Origin of the sequence: Mycobacterium cajalii (assembly GCF_045809005.2) — a bacterium.
Classification (GTDB): Bacteria; Actinomycetota; Actinomycetes; order Mycobacteriales; family Mycobacteriaceae; genus Mycobacterium.
In genome coordinates, this window is sequence record NZ_CM141436.1 from 5,324,162 (window position 1) to 5,346,034 (window position 21,873).

Genomic DNA, 21,873 nt, shown 5'->3' on the forward strand with positions numbered 1-21,873 from the left:
AAACCCCTGAAGATCCACCTCGACCGCACCCTGTGCGACGGGTTCGGCATCTGCGCCCAGCATGCGCCGGGCTACTTCTCGCTCGACGACTGGGGATACGCCTGCGTGATCGGCGACGGCACCGTCGCCGACGCCGACCGCGACGACGTCATGCGGGCTCTGATGGACTGCCCCGTGCACGCGATCATGGAGCTCGACGAACGCCGGCCCGACGACGTGTCCCCGCCGCTCAACGGGGACGCGGATCCCGCCGCGCACCTCAAAGTCGAGTCCAACGAAGCCGAATGGGGTTTCACGCGTTGACCGGCCGACCCCTGCCGCTGGTCACGCAGGACAACGAGTTCTTCTGGACGTCGGGCGCCGACGGCGCGTTGCGGCTGCAGGAATGCCGGGCGTGCGCATCGCTGATCCACCCGCCGGCCCCGGTGTGCCGGTACTGCCGGTCCCGTGACATGGGGATCCGGGCCGTCTCCGGCAAGGCGACGCTGGCCGGGTTCACGGTGAACCACCGGTTCAGCCTGCCCGGCATGCCGGCGCCGTACGTGGTCGCGCAGGTGGCCCTCGCCGAGGATCCGCGGATCCGGCTGACCACCAACATCGTCGAATGCGACTTTGACGGGCTCGAACTCGGCCAGCAGGTCGAGGTTCTCTTCGAGCAGCACGAGGACGTCTGGCTTCCGCTGTTCCGGCCGGTGGCCGACGCCGAGCCCGGCCCCCTGCCCGTCGACGAGATTGCGCCGGAACGCTTTTCCGAACACGTCCGGCCCAGGCTGACCACCGACAAATTCGAGGACAAGGTCGCCCTGACCGGCATCGGCATGTCGCCGATCGGGCGCCGGTTGATGGAACCGCCGCTGTCGCTGACCGTGCAGGCGTGCGAGGCGGCCGTCGCCGACGCCGGGTTGACGCTCGCCGACATCGACGGGTTGTCCACCTACCCCGGCGGCGGGAATCTCGGCGGGTTCGGCGAGGGCGGGGTGACCGCGCTGGAGGCGGCGCTGGGCATCCGGCCGACCTGGCACAACGGCGGCATCGAGACGTTCGGGCCGGGCGGATCGGTGATCGCCGCGATGCTCGCGGTCGCCGGCGGGCTGGCGCGCCACGTGCTGTGCTTCCGGACGCTGTGGGAAGCGACATTCAACGAGCTGATGAAGCAGGGCAAGATCGCGCCGTCCATGGGACGCATGGCCGGCTGGATGTACCCGTTCGGCGCCACGTCGGCGGCGCACACCCTGGCGATGAACGCGCAGCGGCACTTTCACCGTTACGGCACCACGAAAGAGACGCTGGGCTGGATCGCACTGAACCAGCGGGCCAACGCCGAGCTGAACCCGACCGCCGTGTACCGGTCGCCGATGACGATGGACGACTATCTGAACGCGCGTCCGATCACCACGCCGTTCGGTTTGTACGACTGCGACGTGCCCTGCGACGGCGCGATCGCCGTCATCGTCTCCGCCGTCGATGCCGCCCGGGACCTGGCCAAGCCGCCGGTCCTGGTGGAGGCGGTCGGAACGCAGATCATCGAGCGGATCGACTGGGACCAGAGCACGTTGACCCACGAGCCGCAGGTCCTGGGCCAGGCTGCGCACGTGTGGACGCGCACGTCGCTGCGGCCCGACGACGTCGACATCGCCGAACTCTACGACGGGTTCACCATGAACTGCCTGTCCTGGATCGAGGCGCTCGGCTTCTGCGGGATAGGTGAGGCCAAGGAGTTCCTGGACGGCGGCAAGAACATCGCCCGCGACGGCCAGCTGCCCCTCAACACCCACGGCGGCCAGCTCTCGCACGGCCGCACCCACGGCATGGGGCTCATCCACGAGGCGGTCACCCAGTTGCGCGGCGAGGCCGGCGATCGCCAGGTCGCCGACGCCCGCGTCGGCGTGGTCAGCAGCGGCGGCCTCACCCCCAGCGGCGTCCTCCTCCTGCGGTCGGACGCATGAACCAGGCGGTGCGGCCGCGGCTCGTCATCGTCGACGGGGTGCCGATGTCGGCGCTGGTCGCCGAGGCCGAGTCGCCCATAGCCGTGATCGTGGCCATCCACGGCGGCGGCACCACGGCAATGTATTTCGACTGCCCGGGCCACCCATCGTCGTCGTTGCTACGGTCCGGTGCGGCAGCGGGGTTCACCGTCGTGGCGCTCGACCGGCCCGGCTACGGCAGCTCGGCGCCCTACCCCGAGGCGATGGTCCGGCCGGAGCAACGGGTCGACCTCGCCTACGGGGCGGTGGATCGCATCCTCGGGGAACGGCCACGCGGTGCCGGGGTGTTCCTGATGGGCCATTCCGGCGGCTGCGAACTCGCGGTGCGGATGGGCGCCGACGAGCGCGGCGCGGGCTTGCTGGGTATGGAACTGGCGGGCACCGGCCGGCAGTATCACCCCGAGGCCCGCGACATCCTGAAAGCCGCGACGCGCGAACGCCGTCCGGCCGGGCTGCGCGAACTGCTGTGGCACCCGGAGGAGCTCTACCCGCCCGAGGTCCTGAACGGCGCCACGGTGTCGCCGACGGCACCGGCCTACGAGGAACACATGGTCGCGGACTGGGTCCGCCACGACTTCGCCGCGCTCGCCCCCGCCGTGCGCGTCCCCGTGCAGTTCAGCATCGCCGATCACGAAAAGGTCTGGCAGAACGACGGCTCGGCGATGGACGAGATCGCGGCCCTGTTCTCCGGGGCGCCACGGTTCACCGTCCACCGGCAGCCGCAGGCGGGACACAACCTCAGCCTCGGCCACACCGCCGCGCAGTACCACGCGAAGGTCCTCTCGTTCGCCGACGAATGCGTGGCCGCCCACTCGCCGAACGGGGGTTCCGGATGAGGATCGGATTCATCGGACTGGGCAGCCAGGGTGGGCCCATGGCACGCCGGATCATCGAGGGCGGCTACCCGACCACGCTGTGGGCGCGCAGGCCCGCGACGCTGGAGCCGTTCGCCGGCACCGCGGCGTCGGTGGTCGAGTCACCGGCCGAGCTCGGCGCGGCCTGCGAGCTGGTGTGCCTGTGCGTCGTGGGCGACGCCGACGTCTACGAGATCGCCTGCGGCGAAAATGGCGTGCTGGCTTCGATGAAACCGGGCAGCGTCATCGCGGTGCACAGCACGGTACACCCCGACACCTGCAGGGACCTGGCGAAGAAGGCCGCTGCGCAAGGGGTGTCGGTCGTCGACGCGCCCGTGAGCGGCGGCGGCCCGGCGGCGGAGGCGGGGCGGCTGCTGGTGATGGCCGGCGGTGACGCCGGCGTCGTCGAGCGCTGCCGCCCGGTTTTCGAAACCTACGCCGACCCCGTCGTGTACCTCGGCGAGCTGGGCTCCGGGCAGACCACCAAACTGCTCAACAACCTGCTGTTCACCGCCAACCTCGGCACTGCGGCCACTGCCCTGTCGCTGGCCCGCGCGCTCGGTGTCGACCCGGACCGCCTCACCGAGGTCGTCTCCCGCAGCAGCGGGAACAGCTTCGCGCTCAACGCGCTCGGCGGCATCGGGGGCCTCGAACGCCTCGCCGGTGTGGCCGGGGCGCTGCTGCAGAAGGACGTCCGGCTCGTCGTCGACCTCGCCGGCCGGGCCGCGGGCGACGCCGGGGCCGTGCTCGCCGCCGCGGACGCCACGCTGGCGCTGATGGGCCATCCCCGGTGAGAGTCGGGTTCGTCGGTGCGGGCCGGATGGGACGGCCCATGGTGGCCCGGCTCGTCGCGGCCGGTCACGATGTCCGCGCCCTGGGCCGCACCGCCGAAAAGCGCCGCGATCTCGAGACACTCGGCGCCAGCGCGGTTGCGGATGTGACCGCAGCGGCCGCGCAGGCCGACGTCGTGGTGCTGTGCGTGTTCACCGACGACCAGGTGCGCGAGATCTGCCTCGACGGCGCACTGCCGGCGGCCATGCCACCGGGTTCGGCGCTGGTGGTGCACACCACTGCGAGCCCGCGGACGATGGAGGCGATCGCCGAACGGGCCGACGGCGTCGGCGTCGTGGACGCCCCCGTCAGCGGCGGCCCGCACGACATCGCGGCCGGCGGGGTCACGCTGTTCGTGGGCGGTCCCGACGACGCGGTGGCACGGGTGCGACCGGTGCTGGCGTGCTACGGCGATCCGGTCCTGCACGTCGGCCCCTGCGGCGCCGGACAGAAGGTGAAGCTGGTCAACAACGCGCTGTTCGCCGGACACATTGGCCTGCTTGGGGAATCGGTTCGGTTGGGTGAGCGCATCGGCCTGCCGGAGCCGGTGCTGCTGGAAGCGCTGGCCCATGGCAGCGCGAGCAGCCGGGTGCTGAGCCTGGTCGCGGCGAGGGGCTCCGTGGCGTCGTTCGGTGAGATGGTCGGTGAGTTCGTCGCCAAGGACGTGGCCGTGGTGCGCCGTGTAGCCGGGGAACTCGGCACCGGCCTCGGTGTGCTGGACGACGTCATCACGGCCATCGACGTCGACCGGAACGGTCAGTCGGGCAGCGGCGCGGTACCCGGCACCGGCGGCAGCCGCCACGTTTCGAAAGCCATCGCCGAGAGCACGTAGACGCCGACGACGAAGATGAATTCGATCGCGGCGTGCTCGCCGAGGGTATCGGTCAACGCCTGCCAGGTCTCCCAGCGCGCGTGGCCCTCGGCGAGCATCTCGTCGGCCGACTCCAGCACCAGGCGGTCCGCGCCCTCGAAGCCCTCGTTACCGGCGGCCAGACGCGTGATGTCGTCCGCGGTAATGTCGTGTCGCTCGGCCATTCTGACGTGCTGTCCCCATTCGTAGGCCGACCGCCGGGTCTGCGCGACCCGGAGAATCACCAGCTCGCGCAGCCGTGCCGGCAATTCGCCCCGTTGCAGCAGAAACCCGTTGAACGTCAAGAACGTGCGGGCCATCTTCGGGTGGCGCGCCAGCAGCCCGATGATGTCGAACCGCAACGGATCGTAGGGCTCCCCCGAGCCGGCCCTGGGCACCTGGTCGCCCGGCAGACCGAGCAGGGCACCGAACGCGGCGTATTCCGCGTCGCCCCACTGCTCGGCGGGTAGCGGTTGCAGGCGCTGTTCGGGGGTGGTCATGTCCTGCGGCCTCCGTTGACGGGGATGACTTGGCCGGTGATGTAAGAGGATTCGTCGGCGCACAGAAAGGTTACGGCGTTGGCGATGTCCTCGGGCCGGCCGGCCCGGCGCACGGGCGTGATGGAGGCGAAGTGCTCGAGGCTGGCGGTGAACCGCCCCTCGGCGATGGCCTTTTCCAGCATCGGGGTGACCACCATGCCGGGCGGCACGGTGTTGACGGTGATCCCCTTGGGGCCCAGCTCGAGCGCCAAGCTCTTGGTAAGCCCGATCAGCCCCGCCTTGGAGCTGACATATGCCGCCATGCGCGCCTGGCCGCCCTGCGCGCTCGACGACGAGATGTTCACGATGCGGCCCCATTTGGCAGCCGTCATGTCCGGCAGCACCTCCTGGGTGCAGATGAACGGCCCACGCAGGTTGACGGCCATGATGCGGTCCCACTCGTCATCGGTGATCTCGGCGAACTTGCCGAACTGCTCGATGCCGGCGTTGTTGACCAGGATCAGCACCGGACCGAGTTCGGCGCGCACGTCGCCGACGGCGGCCCGGACCCGGCCGCGGTCGGAGACGTCGACGACGTGGCCGGCAACCTTGGCGCCCCCGGCGCGCAGGCGGGCCACCTCGGCGGCCAACTGGTCGCGCTGGACGTCGAAGATCGCGACGCTGGTGCCGCGCGCGACGAGCGCCTCCGCGATCGCCAGGCCCAGGCCCGATGCGCCACCGGTGACGATCGCGGTGGTTCCCTCGAAAGGCATAAGCCCGAACCCTATTCGAAGCGGATGCGCAGCCGCGTGAGCCCACGCAGGATGAACGTCGGCAGGTACGGGTCGGCCGGCAGCTCGTTGTCGGTGGAGAAGCCGACGGAGTCGATGTCGGTCATTCCGAGGTCTCGGCTCCTTCGAAGCTTTTCAGCATCTCGGCGGGCGGCAGCTCCATCTGCAGGTACAGGTCGATGCGCCGGATCTTGCCGGCGTCGTCGAACGCGTACACCGACAGCGAGTTGACCGAGTTGGCGAATTCGCCGATGCGGCTGCGTTCCTCGAGCTCGAGGAACACCGCGTCGGGCGTCTCGGTGATGCGCCGCAGCGAGCATTCCCACTCCGAGGACATCGCCCAGTTGGTCAGGAAGTCGACGTAGGCGGGCCAGTCCATCACTTCTTTGAAGGCGCCGACCCGCTCGAACTCCTCGGTGGCCACCAGCGCGGCCAGCGGCGCCCAGCTTTCGGACGAGAAGCCGGGCTTTTTCGCCTCGTCGACAAGGCGTTTGGTGGTCAGGCCGTACTGCAGCACGGTGCGGGAACGGCCGGCGTAGTCGTCGATGACCTCGGAAATGTCTCTCAGCACTGTGATCGCTTTCCTCTCAGACCGACACGCCGGCGGCGGCAAGGCACCGCTCGAGGGCCTCGACGTAGGCGGAGGTGCCGTGGAAGGGGCCGTGCACGCCGATCGCCACGTCCAGGAAGGCGCTGTACTCGTCGTTGACGTGGGTCTCCCAGCGGATCACCTCGCCGTCGTCGTTGGTCTCGACGAAGCTGTAGGAGTAGAAGCCCATCTTGGTGCCGTCTTTGGTGTGTCCTTCCCACCGGGTCTTCATCACGAACCCGTTGTCGGCGGGCCAGTACTTGAAGTCGGCCGGCTTCCAGTCGGGGAACGTCAGCGAGTACGCCTTGGCCTCCATCGTCGACGCCCGCGCCGACTCCTCGGGGAACTCGCTGAGCAGGAAGGCCCGGTCGCCGGTGAAGTACGGCGACGCATACATCGCGTCGGCGGCGAACTTCCAGACGTCGACGAACGCCTCCCCATCCTGAATCCCCTGGCGCAGATAAGCGTTGCGGTAGGCCTCGGCCATGCGGCGGTGCAGGGCGAGGCGTTCGTCGAGAGTCGCCGTCATTTCCCGCCTTCCGCGAGGTAGCGGTCCAGGACCGAGTGGTAGTAGGCGATGACGACTTCCTCCTTGACCAGGGACATGTGGTCGAGCCTGCCGTTGCGCAGGCCGATCTGTTGGCGTGGCATCTGCTCGTAATCCTGTTGCAGCGCCTCGAAATACTTGTAGCTGCCCGGCTCGTCGACGTCGATCGGGCTCGCGCGGAAGGCATCCCGGTGCTCGTCGGGCAGGTACATGTAGCTGCTGACGTGCCAGATGCAGCGGTTGGGGTCGCCGTCGGGGTGCGGGAACGCCATGATGACGTGGCACTCGCCGGCGCGGACGGTCATGAAGAAGTTCGGGAACAGCACCCAGCCCTGGTTGTCGCTCATCTGCGCGTCGGTCAGCCCGCTGACGTCCAGGCCCATGCCGGTCAGGGTGTCGCGGGTGGCCTGCTGCAGCAGCTTGCGGGCGTTGACGCCGTCCGGGAAGTCCACCGATCCGTCGGCGGCGCGGTACTCGCCGACGAGTTGCTCGAAGCGGGGCAGTACGGCGGCCGTCGAGGGGAACGTCTCGGGCAGATCCATGATGCCGTCGACCTGCGCCTGCGCGCCGGCGCCCTGCACCTCGAACGGCGCGACGGCCACGCTGTGCCTCTCGAAGAACCGGTAGCGGCTCTTGGCGGGGTCGATCGCGATGACGCGCAGCAGTTGCGGGTGGATGCCGTTGATGTGGTAGCCCTCGTTGAAGGCGTCCATGACGACCTTCCAGTTGCAGCCGATGGCCTCGCGGACGTCCATGACGGTGGTGAATTGCTCGAGGTGGTAGGGCGCCAGCAGCTCCGCGACCTCCGGGCCGAGGAACTCGGCGAGCGGTGCGGCGTCCGGGTCGGGATTGAGGAAGATGAAGCCACCGAAGGTGTCGACGGACACCGGCAGCAGCCCGTTCTCTTCCTTGGCCTCACCGGTGACGGAGTTCTCCCGCTCCCGCAGGGCCCCCCGCATCCTGCCCTCGAGGTCGTAGGACCACAGGTGGTACTGGCACAGGAACCCCCGCTTGGCGTTCCCGGTGCCGCTACACAGCATGTTGCCGCGATGCCGGCACGCGTTGACGAAGCCGCGCAGCTTCTCGTCCCTGCCCCGCACCACGATGAACGACTGGTCGAAGACCTGGTAGACCTTCCAGTCCCCGGCCTTGGGCAGGTCGTCGACCCGCCCGGCGATCTGCCACACCCGCATCCAGATCGCTTCCCGCTCGCGCCGCTGGAACTCGGCCGACGTGTAGCGGTCGGTCGGAATCCGCGTGGGATAGAGGTCATGGTCGTCGGGCAGGGCGCCGACGGTGTCCACCCAGTCGCCGGGCCGTGCGGTCTCGACGAAATCCGTTGACATGGCTTGTCCTCCTCGACGCGCCTCGGGACTGTGGCACCCATCACCTTATACGTCGCCGTATCTTAGATACAAGGATGTATATCGCAACGGGATCGACGTCGTCCGGGGCCCTGCCGGCCCGCCCGATCTGGGAGAATGACCCGATGGCCGAACGCTGGACCCGGGAGAGACGCGTCGAGCACACCCGCACCCTGCTGCTCGATGCGGCCGAGGAACTGTTCGCGCGCAAGGGCTTCAGCGGCGCCGCCCTCGAGGACATCGCCGACACGGCGGGCTACACCCGGGGCGCCATCTACGCCCATTTCGGCGGCAAGGAGGAGTTGTTCCTCGCGCTCATCGAGCGCCATCGGCAACGGTTCCTCGACGGCTTCGCCGACGTCATCTCCTCGGCCCACAGCCTCGAGGAAGTCGACGTGGGCGAGCTGGCGGATCGCTGGCGGGACCTGATGAGCAAAGACGGGACCGACCAGGCCGCGCTGGGGCACGAATTCACCCTTTTCCTGCTGCGCAGTCCCGAGGCCCGCGAACGCGTGGCCGCCCAGCGGCGCGAGACGGTCCGCTGGCTCAGCGACTACCTGACCGAGGGGGTGGCGCGCTTGGGCGGACGACTGCGCGTACCGGCGCCGACAATGGCGCGGGTGTTGCTGGCCACCAACGAGGGCATCACCCTGGCCAGCCACCTCGACGGCGAAGACCTCTACGGCGCCTGGCTGGCAATGATCATTTCCAGCATCGAACCCGCGACGGATTCGCCGGAGAAGCGAAAGCCCGCCCCTGCGGGCGACACGAATAGCGCCTGAGGCAGCCACCCGCGACGGCCCCGGAACCGCGACGACATGGCACGTTTTTGGTTCTTTCGGCTGCGCGCTCGAACCGCTACCGTTAGCGTTACAGTCAGGCATTCAACCGTAACGGTTCCGGCCCGCAGCTGACACGAGGGAGTGTGCAGTGACCAAGCCTCAGGTCGTCTTCGATCCGTTCTCCGAGGAGTACTTCAACAATCCGTTCGACATCTATCGACGGATGCGCGCGGAAGCGCCGCTGTACTACGACGAGAAAGAGGACTTCTACGCGCTGACCCGCCACGAGGACGTCGCGGCCGCGTTCAAGGACTTCGAGACCTACTCCTCGGCGCGGGGCTGCGACCTGGCGATGGTGCGCAAGGGCATCCCCGCCGAGCAGAAGTCGATCATCTTCATGGACCCGCCCGAGCACCGGCACATGCGCAGCCTGCTCAACAAGGCCTTCACCCCCAGGGCCATTCAGTCCCAGCGCGAGACGATCATCGAGGTCATCGACAAGTACCTGGGCGCGGCCGACCCCGACCGCTTCGACGTCGTGCAGGACTTCTCCGGGCCGTTCCCGGTGGAGGTCATCACCCGGATGGCCGGGGTTCCCGAGGAGTACCGCCAGCAGGTGCGGCACTGGATCGACACCAGCCTGCACCGCGACCCCGGGCAGATCGAGGTCAGTGAGGCCGGCATGCAGGCCAACATCGACACCGCGATGTACTACTTCACCCTCGTGCAGGAGCGGCGCGAAAACCCGCAGGACGACATGATCAGCCGGCTGATCGCCGCCGAGATCCCCGGCGAGGACGGTCAGCTGCGCCAGCTCGACGACATCGAGATCTGCGGTTTCGCAACGCTTCTGGGCGGCGCCGGCGCCGAGACCGTCACCAAGCTGATGGGCAACGCGGCGGTGATCTTCGCACAGCACCCCGACCAGTGGCAGAAACTGCAGGAGGACCGGGACAAGGTCCCCGGCGCCGTGGAAGAGTTGCTGCGCTACGAGGGACCGGTGCAATACAACGTCCGCTGGACGCTCAAGGAGGCGCACGTCAGCGGCGGCGTGATCCCGGCGCACAAGCCCGTGTTCCTCTGCGGTGCCGCCGCCAACCGCGACCCGGAAGCCTTCACCGACGCCGACACCTTCGACATCGAGCGCGACCAGACCGAGGCGCAGCACCTCGGTCTGGGGTACGGGATTCACAGTTGCCTCGGCGCGGCACTGGCCCGCCTGGAAAGCAGGATCGCGTTGGAGAAGCTGCTCGACTTCATGCCCCGCTACGAGCTGGACTGGGACGGCCTGCAGCGCGTCCACATGCAGAACGTCGCGGGCTGGCAGAACGTACCCGTCAAGGTGCTGCGCTGAGGGGGTTGGGCGTGAAGAAGATCGAAGTCGACTGGGGCCTGTGCGAAAGCAACGGAGTGTGCATGGGCATCATCCCGGAGGTCTTTCAGCTCGGCGACGACGACATGCTGAGCGTCCTGCAGTCGGAAGTCACCCCCGAGAGCGAGGCGCAGATCCGCGAGGCCGTGCGTCAATGCCCGCGGCAGGCGATCTCGATCGTGGAAGAGTGATCAGCCGGGGGCCGAAGGCATTTCGAAGCCGCTGATGATCACCGCGTTGCAGTCGGCCGCCGCCTGGCGCAGCTTCGCCGCCTTCTGGTAACCCTCGGACTCGTACCACGCACGCGCGGCCTCGACCGATTCGAACTCCAGCACCACGGTCTGGTCGCCGTGCCAGGTGCCCTCGATGACCTTGGGCGCGGTGTCCACCGCCAGGATGGTGGCGCCGGCCATCGCGGTTCCGGCGGCTTGGGCGTAGGCCTTCATGCCCTCCGGATCCCTGATGGCCTCGGTGAGGATCACGTACCCTTTTGCCACTCGAATCTCCTTACCCGCGTCAGGTTTTGCTGATGGCCTGCTCGGGGCAGCAGTCGATGGCCTCCCCGACCGCCGCCTCCTGCTCCGTGGGGACCTCGGACTCCATGGCCTCCGCGTAGCCGTCGTCGGTCAGGCTGAAAACCTCCGGGCACAACGTGACGCAGACGCCGTGGCCGCGGCAGCGCTGGTCGTCGACCCAGACCCTCATGCCGAGAATTCCAGGTGCAGCTCGGTCAGGCCGCGCAGGATGTAGGTCGGAACGTATTGGTAGCGGCGGTCATCGGCCGGGCCGTGCACGCGCTCGTCGATCCTGATGTCCGAGGTGCGGTCGAGCAGGCGTTCGAGGGCCACCCGGGTTTCGGCCCGGGCCAGCGGCGCGCCAGGGCAGCTGTGGATGCCTCGCCCGAAGGCGATGTGCTGACGCGCGTTCTTGCGGGCGGGGTCGAAAGTGGCGGGGTCCTCGAACCGGCGCGGATCGCGGTTGGCGGCCGCCTGCACGATCATCACGGTGGTGCCCGAAGGGAGGTCGACTCCGCCGACGTTGACGGGCATCCGGTTAATCCGGAAATCGCCCTTCACCGGGCTCTCGATGCGCAGCGCCTCCTCGATGAAGTTCGGGATCAGGCTGCGGTCCTTGCGCAACTGCGCCTGGATGTCGGGGCGCTCCCCGAGAATCTGCAGGGCCGCACCCAGCAGGCGCACGGTGGTTTCCTGGCCGGCCGAGAAGACATTGCTGGCGACCCGGGCCACGTCTTCGACGTCGGGAGTCGAGCCGTCGGGGAAGGTCGCGGTGGCCAGGCCGGTCAGCACGTCGTCGCGGGGTTCGCGGCGGCGGTCGGCGACGTAGTCGGAGAACAAGCCGTAGAGGAACTCCAGCGGGCTGTGGGCCAACGACCCCTTGGTGCCGCCGATGCCGCCGCCTGCGTGCTCCGCGATGCCCCGGACGAACTTGTCGCGGTCCTCCATCGGCACGCCCAGCAGGTCGGCGATCACCAGCAGCGTGAACGGGCCGGCAAAGCCCCTGATGAATTCGCCGTGCCCGGGCGCGAGGAATTCGTCGAGCGCCTGATCGGCGAGCGCCCACATGGCGTCCTCGTTCTCCTTGAGGCGCTTGGGGGTGATCAGCCGCATCATCAGGGAACGGTGGTTGGTGTGGGTCGGCGGGTCGAGGGTGGGAAGCTGGTCGCTGAACGGCAACTCGTCCCGATGTTTCTCGATCAGCTCGGTGATGTCACTGTTTTCCAGACCCTCGAGGCTTACCGGGAAGCCCGGGAACGGGCCGGTCACCGAGATGCATGAGGACCACGTCTCGGCGTCGTTGAGCACCGCGCACGCCTCGTCCCAACCGGTGATCATGGTGACGTCGTGATGGCTTTCCCGCGTCACGGGACACCGCTGACGCAGCGCCTCATAGTAGGGGTACGGGTCTGCGATGAGCTCGGCGCCGCGGAAGAAGTCCAACTCGGAGAATTCCTCGGTCATCTCCCGCTCCTCGAATCTCGGTTGTGAGAACGTGCCTCTCGCAGATGAGTATTACATTTCCATACGCACGCGTTCGTCGTCAACGAGGGCGCCGGCGGCGCTCGCCCGCCCTGATATGGAATCGGTTTTGTCAAGACCGCAGGGGGAAGCGGCGTCCTCGACCGTCGCCGGGACGCCGCTTCCGTTGACCGAACTGACTTTGGGTGGATGGCGAGCGTGTCGTGTGTCGACGCGTCGTCAAGTCTGATATTCGCGGGTTGGTTACCGCAGGACGGACTGTTCTGCTGGAGTGGATCGCGGGTCTAGAGATCGAGCGTAATCAGACTGCACTGCAACATGATTGCTCATAGGGCGTTCGCGGGTCACTCCCAGGCGCTGCCGCCACCACCGGGTTGTTCGGACAGTTATGGGCCGGTGCTCAGGTGTCGAGCACAGCCAGCGACCAGCACCAGCCGGCCAGTTCCCGGGCAATGGCGGTGTTGGCGACCACGGGACGCTTCTTGCGGGCATCGAAGGACACCCAGCGGTGGTGCAGACGCCGGTTGGCTTGCTGGCCCCGCGCCCGTGCTGCCGGGCTGGCGGCATCCCAGCGCCGCCGCAGATCTACCCCGGGCCGATACGGTTGACGGTGGTGCCAGGCCGCTTCGATCAGCAACCGGCGGGCATGGCCGTTGCCGGTCTTGGTGATCGATCCCTGCGAGCGTGAATTCCCCGACGTGTACTCGCATGGCACCAGCCCGAGGTAGGCCCCGATTGAGCGCCCGGTCAACCGGCCCCAGTCACCGATCTCGACCGCCAGCCCGAACGCGGTCAACGTCGAGACCCCACGCAAGCAGCCCAACCGCGTGACCACCGGCGTGTAGGCACTGCCGGCGGCCAGTTCGGCGATCGCGGCATCGAGTCGGTCGCGGCGATCAACGGTGGCCAGCATCGTATCCAGGGCGGTGTCGTAAGCCAGCTGCAATGGGGTGGCTTCGAAGCGTTGCGCCCGTAGCCATGCCTCGTGCTTACCGGTCCAAGTCCGCCCGCCGGAGTAGATGATCCCTTGGCGCAGCAGCAGTTTCGATACCCGGTGCCGGGAACTCATCAGATCGCCGCGGCAGTCCTCACGGGCGCGCACCAGATCGCGGGCTGCTTCCTGATCCGCGCTGGGAATCGTGACCGCCACGATTTGTCCCAGATGCAGCAACCGGGCCAGATGCGCGGCATCACGGGCGTCGGTCTTGACCCGATCCCCTGATGGGCGCTGCAGCTTCGACGGCGCAGCCACCAGACACATCACCCCCGCGGCCAGCAGAAACCGGGCCAACCCGAACCCGGTTGGCCCCGCCTCATACGTCACCGCCACCCTGCCCGGCAGCGACCGCAGCCAGTCCAGGACATCCCGATAGTCCGGGGTCAATCGCCGTTCGAACACCTCCCCGGTGTCCCCGTCCAAGGCGCACGCGACCACTGATCGTGCGTGCACATCCAACCCAACACTCGTACGATGACGTTTCACTGGGGCCTCCTACATCTTGTGGCTCTACCGGCCAGGACCTGATTCCTGTCGGCAACCCACGATCACATGCAGCGAGGCCCCAGCCTGCCCATACCGTCTAGCCGGCGGGCACCAGATCGGCGGCCACCGACGGCCAGGCCAGCAGTCCGCTGCGGAACGTTTCGGTATGGCCGATCGAGCCGTGCGGCACGGCCGCCGCGGCCAGCGCCTGGGACTTGAAGATCTGGGCGGCCATGCTCAGGCGGTGCTGAACCAGGCCCACGCTCTCGTCGAGCTCGGCCGGCCAGTCCTCCCCCCACAAAGTGACCTCCGTGACGCCGTGGTCGAGGGCCTGCAACACGCCCTGGCGCACCCGGGCGTCGCACCCGAACAGATCCGCCGCGGCCGCCAGGGCCTGCGGGCGCGGACGGGATTCCATCGTCGCCAAGACGTCCTCCAGGTCGAGCACCCGCGCACCGAGGATCTGCAGCGGCCGGGGGTCGGGGTGATCGGCGACCAGCACCGTGACGTCCCATCCCGCCATTGCGCGGTCGAAGAGCCAGCCGCCGGCAAACCTGGCCACGTCGGCGACGCCGGTGGCCACCACGTCGAGCCGGTACCTCATGTCGTCGCGCTCGTCTCTCCCGTCGTCGGGGGCGCGAAGTCCCTCGCCAACGTCTCGGCGTACTGCTTGAACACCTCGGTGAGCGGTATTGAAGGGTCGAGCAACCATGTGGTTTCCATTCCGTGGACGAAGGCGAGAATCTCCACTGCCTTGATGGCGGGGTCTATGTCCGTGCGGTAGCGGCCGTCGGCCTGGCCGCCGCGGATGAGGTCGGCGACGATGTCGACCGCGGCCCGGTGCCTGGCCAGCATGCGGTCGTGCAGCGGGGCTTCGGGAAGGATGTTCTCCACCAACAGCACCGTGAACGTGCCCACCAGTTCGGGGGCCCGGTGGAAGCGGTCGGCGACCTGGGCGATCTGGGCGAGCAGGTCGCCGGTCCGGTCGGCGTGCACCTCGTCGTCGAGGTCGCGCGCGTCGAGCACCGCGTGCAGCAACTGCTCCTTGGATTCGAAGTGGTGCAGCAGTCCCGCGGGGGTCACCCCGGCCTCGCCGGCTATCTGGGCCAGCGTCGTGTTGCGCCAGCCGTTGCGGATGAGCAGGCGCTGGGCGACCTCGAGGATCCGCTGCTTGCGGTCCTCGCCCTTGGCGAGGAGCGTGTCGTACCGCCGCGTGTCGGCCACGGCACTCCTTCGTTCGCCGGACTGAACAACCTAGTGAACACACAGTAGGTTGGTTTGGCGACTGTGACAAGGGTCTCACCCGAGCTGTTTTTCGGCGGGCGTCGCGCCCCGCTAACCGACGAGCTCCACCAGCGTGGCGTTGGCCGTGCCGCCCCCCTCGCACATGGTCTGCAGGCCGTAGCGGATCCCGTGGTCGCGCATGTGGTGCGCCATGCGCGTCATCAGCACCGCACCGGAAGCGCCCAGCGGGTGCCCCAGGGCGATGGCGCCGCCCAGCGGGTTGACCAGCCCCGCGTCGGCGCCCGTCTCGGCCAGCCACGCCAGCGGGACCGGCGCGAAGGCCTCGTTCACCTCGAACACGCCCACCTCCGACAGCGCGACGCCGGCCTTTTTCAGCACCTTCTCGGTCGCCGGGATCGGGCCGGTGAGCATGAGCACCGGATCGGCGCCGGTGACCGCACCCGCGCGGTAGCGCACGATCGGCGTCAACCCGAGTTCGATCGCCATCTGCGAGGTGGTCACCAGCAGCGCGGCGGCCCCGTCGGAGATCTGCGAGGAGTTGCCCGCATGGATCACCCCGTCCTCGACGAACGCCGGCTTGAGCGTGCCCAGCTTCTCGACGCTGGTCCCGCGCCGGATGCCCTCGTCGGCGGTGACGACGGCCCCGCCCTCGGTGAAGACCGGCACGATCTGGTCGGTGAAGGCGCCGCGGTCCTGGGCCGCGGCGGCCAGTTCGTGGGACCGCGCCGAGTATTCGTCGAGCCGCGCGCGGGACAGGCCCCACTTCTTGGCGATCAGCTCCGCCGAAAGGCCCTGGTTGAAGGAGAAGTCGTCATAGCGGGCCAGGACTTTAGGGCCGTACGGCATGCCGGTCGCCCGGGCCGAACCGAGCGGCACCCGGCTCATGACCTCGACACCGCCGGCCACCACGACATCCTGTTGGCCGGACATCACCGCCTGGACCGCGAAGTCCAGGGCCTGCTGGCTGGAACCGCAGGCGCGGTTGACCGTCGTCCCGGGGATGGTCTCCGGCCACCCGGCGGCCAGCACCGCGTAGCGGCCGATGTTGCTGGACTGGTCGCCGACCTGCGACACGCATCCCCAGATCACGTCGTCGACGAGCTCCGGGCCGACGCCGGTGCGTTCCAGCAGTTCGTTGAGGACGACCGCGGACAGGTCGGCTGCGTGCATGCCCGACAACCCGCCGTTGCGCTTCCCGACTGCCGTGCGCACCGCTTCGACGATGACCGTTTCACGCATGTTCACTCCGATTGCTCCGATTTTTTCAGGGCCCACTGACCAGTAAACGACGGCTCCCGTTTTTCGGCGAAGGCGGCATAGGCGGCGGGCACGTCCACGGTGGCGAAGTTGACGACCTGAGCGCGGGCCTCGTTGGCCAGCGCGTCGCGCAGGGTGCGGTCGGCGCCCTCGTTGAGCAGGGCCTTGGTCTGGGCCAGTGCGACCGGCGGGCCGGCCGCCGGCAGCTCGTGCAACGCCAGCGCCACATCGGTCAGGCGCTGCAGCTTGTCCCGCGGGTGGACGTCGTCGCGAACGGAGATGTCGGCACCGGAACAGAAGCTGCCGCCGGCGCCGGTGAGCACCAGTGCGCGCACGCCGCGGTCCCTGCCTGCCGCGTCGAGCGCGTCGCGCAGCGCGACCCACAACTCGGGGTCGATGGCGTTCCTGCGGTGCGGCCGGTTCAGCGTCAGCGTGCGTACGCCGCCGCGATCCGCTGACAGGAGAACAGGATCCGTCATCGATGGGTCAATAGCTCCGCGGCAGCTTGAGCACGTTGGCCCCCAGGAAGTTCAAGATCATCTCCTGGCTGACCGGCGCGATCTTCATCAGCCGGGCCTCACGGAAGTAGCGGGCGATGTGATACTCCTCGGAATACCCCATGCCGCCGTGGGTCTGCAACGCGCGGTCGGCGGCGGTGAAGCCGGCGTCGGCGCACAGGTATTTCGCGGTATTCGCCTCGCGGCCACAGGGTTTGCCGTTGTCGTAGAGCCACGTGGCCTTGCGCAACATCAGCTCGGCGGCGTCGAGGCGGGCCAGCGAGTCGGCCAGCGGGAACTGGATGCCCTGGTTCATGCCGATGGGCCGGCCGAAGACCTCGCGCTCGTTGCCGTATTTCACCGCCTTTTCGAGCGCCACCCGGCCGATGCCGAGGGCCTCGGCCGCGATCAGCATCCGTTCGGGGTTGAGGCCGTCGAGGATGTATTTGAAGCCCTTGCCCTCCGCGCCGACGCGGTCCTCGACCGGCACTTCGAGGTTGTCGATGAACAACTCGTTGGAGCTGACGGCGTTGCGGCCCATCTTGCGGATCGGGCGGATGTCGACACGGGTGCGGTCGAGGTCGGTCAGGAACAGCGTCATGCCGTCGGTCTTCTTGACGACTTCGTCGTAGCTCTGGGTGCGGGTGAGCAACAGGATCTTGTCGGACTCCATGGCTTTGGAGATCCAGACCTTGCGGCCGTTGACGATGTAGCGGTCCCCTTCGCGCTTGGCGAACGTGGTGATGCGCGAGGTGTCGAGCCCGGCGCCCGGTTCGGTCACCCCGAAGCAGACATGGGTCTCGCCGGTCGCGACGCGCGGCAGCGTGCGCGCCTTGAGCTCGTCGGAGCCGTGCACCACCACCGGTTGCATCCCGAAGATCGACAGGTGGATCGAACTGGCCGCGTTCATGGCCCCGCCGGATTTGGCGACCTCCTCGAGCAGGATGGTGGCTTCGGTGATGCCGAGGCCGTGGCCGCCGTATTCGGTGGGGATCGTCATGCCCAGCCAGCCGCCCTCGGCGATGGCGCGGTAAAACTCCGTGGGGAATTCGTGCGCCTGGTCTTTTTCCATCCAGTACTGGTCGTCGAACTTGCGCGCCAACTCGGCGACGGAGCGGCGGATCAGTTCCTGGTCGTCGGTCAGCTCGAAGTTCATCCCAGCGCCGGGCACTGCGGGTTCTCCTTTCAGCGCGAGCAGACACAGAATCGCACTAATTGCCCGCTGACAACGCGATTCTGTGTCTGCTCGCCGTGCGTCGTGGCGGTCAGTCCTTGTTGCCGGTCAGGGCTTTCGCGTTGGCCGCGAAGTCCGCGAACGACGAGCCGCCGCGGCTGTCCTTGGCGTGGCCCTTGGCCTTGATGGACACGTCGTGCCCCTCGGCGGCCTTGCGCAATGCGCCGACCGTGGCCTGCTCGCGGGGGATGTGGGTGAACGGATCGAACGAGTACCAGCGCATCGCGTTCTCGTACGCCATCTTGTTGATCTCGTCGTCCGGAACGTTGTTGATGGACAACACATCCCACAGCTCTTCGGGCGCACCCGGCCACATCGAGTCGCTGTGCGGGTAGTCGGCCTCCCAGCAGATGTTGTCGATGCCGATCATGTTGCGCAGGGCGACGCCGACCTTGTCGCTGATGAAGCAGGTCAGGAAGTGCTCGCGGAAGACCTCGCTGGGCAGCTTGCCGCCGAAGTTCTGGTGCGTCCAGGCGGAGTGCATCTCGTAGGTGCGGTCCGCGCGTTCCAGGAAGTACGGGATCCAGCCCGTGCCGCCCTCGGACAGCGCGATCTTGAGGTCCGGGTAGTCCTTGACCGGCTGGGACCACAACAGGTCCGCGGCGGCCTGCACGATGTTCATCGGCTGCAGGGTGATCATCACGTCCATCGGGGCGTCAGGGGCGGTGATCGCCAGCCGGCCCGAGGACCCGATGTGCACGTTCATCACGGTATTGGTGTCGCACAGGGCTTTCCACAGCGGGTTCCAGTACTCGTTGTGGAAGCTGGGGTAGCCCATCGCGGCCGGGTTCTCGGTGAAGGTCAGCGCGTGCACGCCCTTCTTCGCGACCCGCCGCACCTCTTTGGCGCACTCCTCGGCGTCCCAGATCACCGGGATCGCCATCGGGATGAATCGCGCCGGGTACGCCCCGCACCACTCGTCGATGTGCCAGTCGTTGTAGGCCTGCACCAGCGCGATCGAGAACTCCGGGTCATCGGTGGCGAACAGGCGGCCGGCGAAGCCCGGAAAGGAGGGGAAACAGATCGAGGCCAGGATTCCCCCGGCGTTCATGTCCTTGACGCGTTCGTCGACGTTGTAGCAACCGGGCCGGATCTCGTCGAGGCCCGTCGGCTCGATGCCGTACTCCTCCTTGGGCCGGCCGGCGACCGCGTTGAGCGCGACGTTGGGGATCACCGTGTCACGGAACTTCCACATGTCCGAGCCGTCGGGGTTGTGCACCAACCGGGGCGCGTCGTCCAGATACTTCTCGGGCAGATGGTTCTTGAACATGTCGGGCGGCTCGACGGTGTGGTCGTCGACGCTGATCAGGATCATGTCGTCTTTGTTCATGGCCGCTCCCGCTCCCCGTACAGCCTCGGCGGATCGCCCGCCGGGCACCGACGTCACTGGTGTGAAAACTAGCTTCTCGCGAAGTGAGAATCAACATCCCCGACCGCCGCGCGGCCCCCGCGGGCCACTCCGGCGCAGCCCACGGCGGGTGCTCCGACGCAGCTAAGCGCCAGGATTGACCGGGCGACCGAATCGTGCAAATCTATTGGTTGGAAATGAGAATAGGATTCTCTTTGTCCGAGAGGAGACTGCCGGTGCGCGTGCGGCCACTGCCCGCCGACGAGTGGGACGAGGCTGTCCGGACGTCGCTGTCCGTCATGCTGTCACCGGAACGGTGCAACCCCGAGGACGCCGGCAACCTGATGGCCACGCTGGCGCGCCACCCGAAGCTGGCCCGCTCCTATCTGCGGTTCAGCGGCTACCTGCTGTACGGCTCCACCCTGCCGGCGCGCGTCCGCGAGCTGGCGATCCTGCGGGTGGCCCACCGGCGCGAGTGCGCCTACGAATGGTCACACCACGCCAGGATGGGCAAGGAAGCGGGGCTGTCCGACACCGAGATCGCCGCCGCCCAGACCGGCGAGATGCCCGACGGGTTCGACCGCGCCGTGATCGACGCCGTCGACGAGCTCGACGAGAAGTCCGACGTGTCGGACCGGACATGGGCCGCCCTGTGCGAGCGGCTCGACGAACAACAACGCATGGATTTGATCTTCACGATCGGTGGCTACGCCGCACTGGCGATGGCCATCAACGCCTTCGGCGTCGAAGTCGATTGAGACCAGAAAGAAGGGCAACCAAGGTGGCACACTTCCCCAAGCCGGCCGCTGGAAGCTGGACGGAGAACTATCCCGAACTGGGCACCGCACCGGTCGATTACAGCGACTCGATCGACCCGGTGTTCTTCGAAGCCGAGCGCGACGCGATCTTCAAGCGGACGTGGCTCAACGTCGGGCGGGTCGAGCGGCTGCCGAAGACGGGCAGCTACTTCACCAAGGAACTGCCGTCGGCGGGGCCCGGCATCTCGGTGATCGTGGTCAAGACCAGGGACGGGTCCGTCAAGGCCTTCCACAACGTCTGCCGCCACCGCGGAAACAAGCTGGTGTGGAACGACTTCCCGCACGAGGAGACCTCGGGCACCTGCCGGCAGTTCACCTGCAAGTACCACGCCTGGCGCTACAGCCTCGACGGCGAGCTCACCTTCGTCCAGCAGGAGGACGAGTTCTTCGGCGTCGACAAGGGCCAGTACGGCCTGGTGCCCGTCCGTTGCGAGGTGTGGGAGGGCTTCATCTTCGTCAACCTGGACAGCAACGCGGCACCGCTCACCGACTACCTCGGGCCGCTGGCCAAGGGTATCGAAGGCTACCCCTTCGGCGAGATGATCGAAACCTACTCGTACCGGGCCGAAGTCGGCAGCAACTGGAAGCTGTTCATCGACGCGTTCGTCGAGTTCTACCACGCGCCGATCCTGCACCAGGGCCAGTACACCAAGGAAGAGGCCGCCAAGATCCAGAAGTACGGCTATGAGGCGCTGCACTACGAGGTGGCCGGCCCGCACAGCCTGCAGTCGACCTGGGGCGGTCAGGCGCCGCCCGCGGACCTGTCCATGGTCAAGCCCTTGGATCGGGTGCTGCGCAGCGGGCTCTTCGGTCCGTGGGACAAGCCGGAGATCATCGAGAAGCTGGAACTGCCGCCGGGTGTCAACGTCAAGAGGGTGCCGCAGTGGGGCATCGACTCATGGCTATTCTACCCGAACTTCATGCTGCTGATCTGGGAACCCGGATGGTATTTGACCTACCACTACTGGCCGACCGCCGTCGACAAGCACATCTTCGAGTGCTCGCTGTACTTCGTTCCGCCGCGCACCGCGAGGGAACGCCTCGCCCAGGAGCTGGCGGCGGTGACGTTCAAGGAGTATGCGTTGCAGGACGCCAACACGCTGGAGGCGACCCAGACCATGATCGGCACCAAGGTGGTCAAGGACTTCCTGTTGTGCGATCAGGAAGTCTTGATCCGCCATTTACACAAGGTGACCGGGGACTACGTGAAGGAGTACCAGAACAATGGCGTTACCGTCTGAATTCGCCGACCTGGAGCCCTATCTGGACTGGGACCTGGCCACCGAACCCGAGCGTTACGCCAAGCGGTTGGCCTCGACGATGGCCGAGATGCAGGGCTTCTACGACGCGGCATTCCCTCGTCTGGAAGACGTGATCGCCTACTGTGACAAGCATCCGCTGGACGATCTGCCGGAGGACGCGAAGACCCTCATGCACATGATGCAGTCGTTGGTGATGGTGTCGTTCCCGGTCGAGGCATGGAAGCAGCCGCGCGTGCCCGACAGCGGGGCCGCGTGGGTGGAGTGCATCAGGGAACCGGTGATCTGAGA

The 21,873-nt window shown here is 67.7% G+C and carries 26 protein-coding genes; 11 read left to right on the forward strand and 15 right to left on the reverse strand.

Translation table 11 applies throughout. The features are described 5' to 3' along the window. The first annotated feature begins 6 nt into the window (after nt 1-6). From ACJ512_RS25300 to ACJ512_RS25320, 5 genes are read left to right on the forward strand one after another with little or no spacing between them, the layout of a single operon-like run. Complete coding sequence (locus ACJ512_RS25300) at nt 7-303, forward strand: ferredoxin (protein WP_407687510.1); 297 nt, start codon at nt 7-9, stop codon at nt 301-303. Further along, nucleotides 285-1,946, forward strand: coding sequence for a thiolase C-terminal domain-containing protein (locus tag ACJ512_RS25305; protein WP_407687495.1), 1,662 nt, complete (start codon nt 285-287; stop codon nt 1,944-1,946). The genes ACJ512_RS25300 and ACJ512_RS25305 overlap by 19 nt, the downstream gene beginning before the upstream one ends. Beyond that, a complete protein-coding gene (locus ACJ512_RS25310) occupies nt 1,943-2,821 on the forward strand; it encodes an alpha/beta hydrolase (protein WP_407687496.1) in 879 nt (292 codons plus the stop codon). Before ACJ512_RS25305 ends, ACJ512_RS25310 begins: the two co-directional genes overlap by 4 nt. Continuing rightward, nucleotides 2,818-3,633 carry an NAD(P)-dependent oxidoreductase gene (locus ACJ512_RS25315; protein WP_407687497.1) on the forward strand — a complete coding sequence of 272 codons (816 nt, stop codon included), beginning with the start codon at nt 2,818-2,820 and terminating at the stop codon, nt 3,631-3,633. The genes ACJ512_RS25310 and ACJ512_RS25315 overlap by 4 nt, the downstream gene beginning before the upstream one ends. Further along, on the forward strand, nt 3,630-4,502 hold the full coding sequence (locus ACJ512_RS25320; protein WP_407687498.1) for an NAD(P)-dependent oxidoreductase: 873 nt from the start codon (nt 3,630-3,632) through the stop codon (nt 4,500-4,502). The genes ACJ512_RS25315 and ACJ512_RS25320 overlap by 4 nt, the downstream gene beginning before the upstream one ends. Here ACJ512_RS25320 and ACJ512_RS25325 read toward each other — a convergent pair. The 5 genes from ACJ512_RS25325 to ACJ512_RS25345 all read right to left on the reverse strand — a co-directional run bounded on the left by ACJ512_RS25325 (nt 4,427) and on the right by ACJ512_RS25345 (nt 8,272). Continuing rightward, nucleotides 4,427-5,020 carry a carboxymuconolactone decarboxylase family protein gene (locus ACJ512_RS25325; protein WP_407687499.1) on the reverse strand — a complete coding sequence of 198 codons (594 nt, stop codon included), beginning with the start codon at nt 5,018-5,020 and terminating at the stop codon, nt 4,427-4,429. The genes ACJ512_RS25320 and ACJ512_RS25325 overlap by 76 nt on opposite strands. Next, nucleotides 5,017-5,772: an SDR family NAD(P)-dependent oxidoreductase gene (locus tag ACJ512_RS25330; protein ID WP_407687500.1), complete on the reverse strand. Its 756-nt coding sequence runs from the start codon at nt 5,770-5,772 to the stop codon at nt 5,017-5,019. The genes ACJ512_RS25325 and ACJ512_RS25330 overlap by 4 nt, the downstream gene beginning before the upstream one ends. 121 nt (nt 5,773-5,893) lie before the next feature. Then, nucleotides 5,894-6,358, reverse strand: a complete 465-nt coding sequence (locus ACJ512_RS25335) for a hypothetical protein (RefSeq protein ID WP_407687511.1) — start codon at nt 6,356-6,358, stop codon at nt 5,894-5,896. Between the two features lie 19 nt (nt 6,359-6,377). Further along, on the reverse strand, nt 6,378-6,908 hold the full coding sequence (locus ACJ512_RS25340; protein WP_407687501.1) for a hypothetical protein: 531 nt from the start codon (nt 6,906-6,908) through the stop codon (nt 6,378-6,380). Beyond that, entirely contained in the window at nt 6,905-8,272 is a 1,368-nt protein-coding gene (locus ACJ512_RS25345; RefSeq protein WP_407687502.1) for an aromatic ring-hydroxylating oxygenase subunit alpha, read from the reverse strand. Before ACJ512_RS25345 ends, ACJ512_RS25340 begins: the two co-directional genes overlap by 4 nt. Nucleotides 8,273-8,415: 143 nt before the next feature. Between ACJ512_RS25345 and ACJ512_RS25350 the strand changes: the two genes are divergently transcribed. The 3 genes from ACJ512_RS25350 to ACJ512_RS25360 all read left to right on the forward strand — a co-directional run bounded on the left by ACJ512_RS25350 (nt 8,416) and on the right by ACJ512_RS25360 (nt 10,635). Then, nucleotides 8,416-9,072, forward strand: a complete 657-nt coding sequence (locus ACJ512_RS25350) for a TetR/AcrR family transcriptional regulator (RefSeq protein WP_407687512.1) — start codon at nt 8,416-8,418, stop codon at nt 9,070-9,072. A 148-nt stretch (nt 9,073-9,220) separates the two neighbouring features. Then, on the forward strand, nt 9,221-10,426 hold the full coding sequence (locus ACJ512_RS25355) for a cytochrome P450 (protein ID WP_407687503.1): 1,206 nt from the start codon (nt 9,221-9,223) through the stop codon (nt 10,424-10,426). Between the two features lie 62 nt (nt 10,427-10,488). Further along, nucleotides 10,489-10,635 (forward strand): ferredoxin, encoded by a 147-nt coding sequence (locus ACJ512_RS25360; RefSeq protein ID WP_461480154.1) that lies wholly within the window; start codon nt 10,489-10,491, stop codon nt 10,633-10,635. Here the strand turns inward: ACJ512_RS25360 and ACJ512_RS25365 are convergent, their stop codons facing one another. The 10 genes from ACJ512_RS25365 to ACJ512_RS25410 form a co-directional block, all read right to left on the reverse strand. Then, nucleotides 10,636-10,890 (reverse strand): DUF1330 domain-containing protein, encoded by a 255-nt coding sequence (locus tag ACJ512_RS25365; RefSeq protein ID WP_407687513.1) that lies wholly within the window; start codon nt 10,888-10,890, stop codon nt 10,636-10,638. Nucleotides 10,891-10,960: 70 nt separating this feature from the next. Beyond that, the gene (locus ACJ512_RS25370) at nt 10,961-11,149 is read right to left on the reverse strand and encodes a ferredoxin (RefSeq protein ID WP_407687505.1); all 189 of its coding nucleotides are present in this window, start codon (nt 11,147-11,149) and stop codon (nt 10,961-10,963) included. Continuing rightward, a complete protein-coding gene (locus ACJ512_RS25375; RefSeq protein WP_407687506.1) occupies nt 11,146-12,423 on the reverse strand; it encodes a cytochrome P450 in 1,278 nt (425 codons plus the stop codon). Before ACJ512_RS25375 ends, ACJ512_RS25370 begins: the two co-directional genes overlap by 4 nt. A gap of 418 nt (nt 12,424-12,841) precedes the next feature. Next, nucleotides 12,842-13,924: an IS110 family RNA-guided transposase gene (locus tag ACJ512_RS25380; protein ID WP_461479880.1), complete on the reverse strand. Its 1,083-nt coding sequence runs from the start codon at nt 13,922-13,924 to the stop codon at nt 12,842-12,844. Nucleotides 13,925-14,021: 97 nt separating this feature from the next. Beyond that, nucleotides 14,022-14,528, reverse strand: a complete 507-nt coding sequence (locus tag ACJ512_RS25385) for a hypothetical protein (RefSeq protein WP_407687264.1) — start codon at nt 14,526-14,528, stop codon at nt 14,022-14,024. Then, nucleotides 14,525-15,148, reverse strand: coding sequence for a TetR/AcrR family transcriptional regulator (locus tag ACJ512_RS25390; RefSeq protein WP_407687263.1), 624 nt, complete (start codon nt 15,146-15,148; stop codon nt 14,525-14,527). The genes ACJ512_RS25385 and ACJ512_RS25390 overlap by 4 nt, the downstream gene beginning before the upstream one ends. Nucleotides 15,149-15,259: 111 nt before the next feature. Beyond that, nucleotides 15,260-16,408, reverse strand: coding sequence for a thiolase family protein (locus ACJ512_RS25395; RefSeq protein WP_407687262.1), 1,149 nt, complete (start codon nt 16,406-16,408; stop codon nt 15,260-15,262). A 2-nt stretch (nt 16,409-16,410) separates the two neighbouring features. Continuing rightward, a complete protein-coding gene (locus tag ACJ512_RS25400; protein WP_407687261.1) occupies nt 16,411-16,905 on the reverse strand; it encodes an enoyl-CoA hydratase/isomerase family protein in 495 nt (164 codons plus the stop codon). A 7-nt stretch (nt 16,906-16,912) separates the two neighbouring features. Next, nucleotides 16,913-18,079 (reverse strand): acyl-CoA dehydrogenase family protein, encoded by a 1,167-nt coding sequence (locus ACJ512_RS25405; protein ID WP_407687269.1) that lies wholly within the window; start codon nt 18,077-18,079, stop codon nt 16,913-16,915. A 109-nt stretch (nt 18,080-18,188) separates the two neighbouring features. Then, entirely contained in the window at nt 18,189-19,487 is a 1,299-nt protein-coding gene (locus tag ACJ512_RS25410) for an amidohydrolase family protein (protein ID WP_407687260.1), read from the reverse strand. Between the two features lie 254 nt (nt 19,488-19,741). Here ACJ512_RS25410 and ACJ512_RS25415 point away from each other — a divergent pair, with 254 nt between their 5' ends. The 3 genes from ACJ512_RS25415 to ACJ512_RS25425 are packed head-to-tail and all read left to right on the forward strand — an operon-like array spanning nt 19,742 to nt 21,871. Beyond that, the gene (locus ACJ512_RS25415) at nt 19,742-20,263 is read left to right on the forward strand and encodes a carboxymuconolactone decarboxylase family protein (protein WP_407687259.1); all 522 of its coding nucleotides are present in this window, start codon (nt 19,742-19,744) and stop codon (nt 20,261-20,263) included. Nucleotides 20,264-20,286: 23 nt separating this feature from the next. Further along, on the forward strand, nt 20,287-21,564 hold the full coding sequence (locus ACJ512_RS25420) for an aromatic ring-hydroxylating oxygenase subunit alpha (RefSeq protein ID WP_407687258.1): 1,278 nt from the start codon (nt 20,287-20,289) through the stop codon (nt 21,562-21,564). Then, nucleotides 21,548-21,871 carry a hypothetical protein gene (locus ACJ512_RS25425; protein ID WP_407687257.1) on the forward strand — a complete coding sequence of 108 codons (324 nt, stop codon included), beginning with the start codon at nt 21,548-21,550 and terminating at the stop codon, nt 21,869-21,871. The genes ACJ512_RS25420 and ACJ512_RS25425 overlap by 17 nt, the downstream gene beginning before the upstream one ends. Nucleotides 21,872-21,873 lie beyond the last annotated feature (2 nt).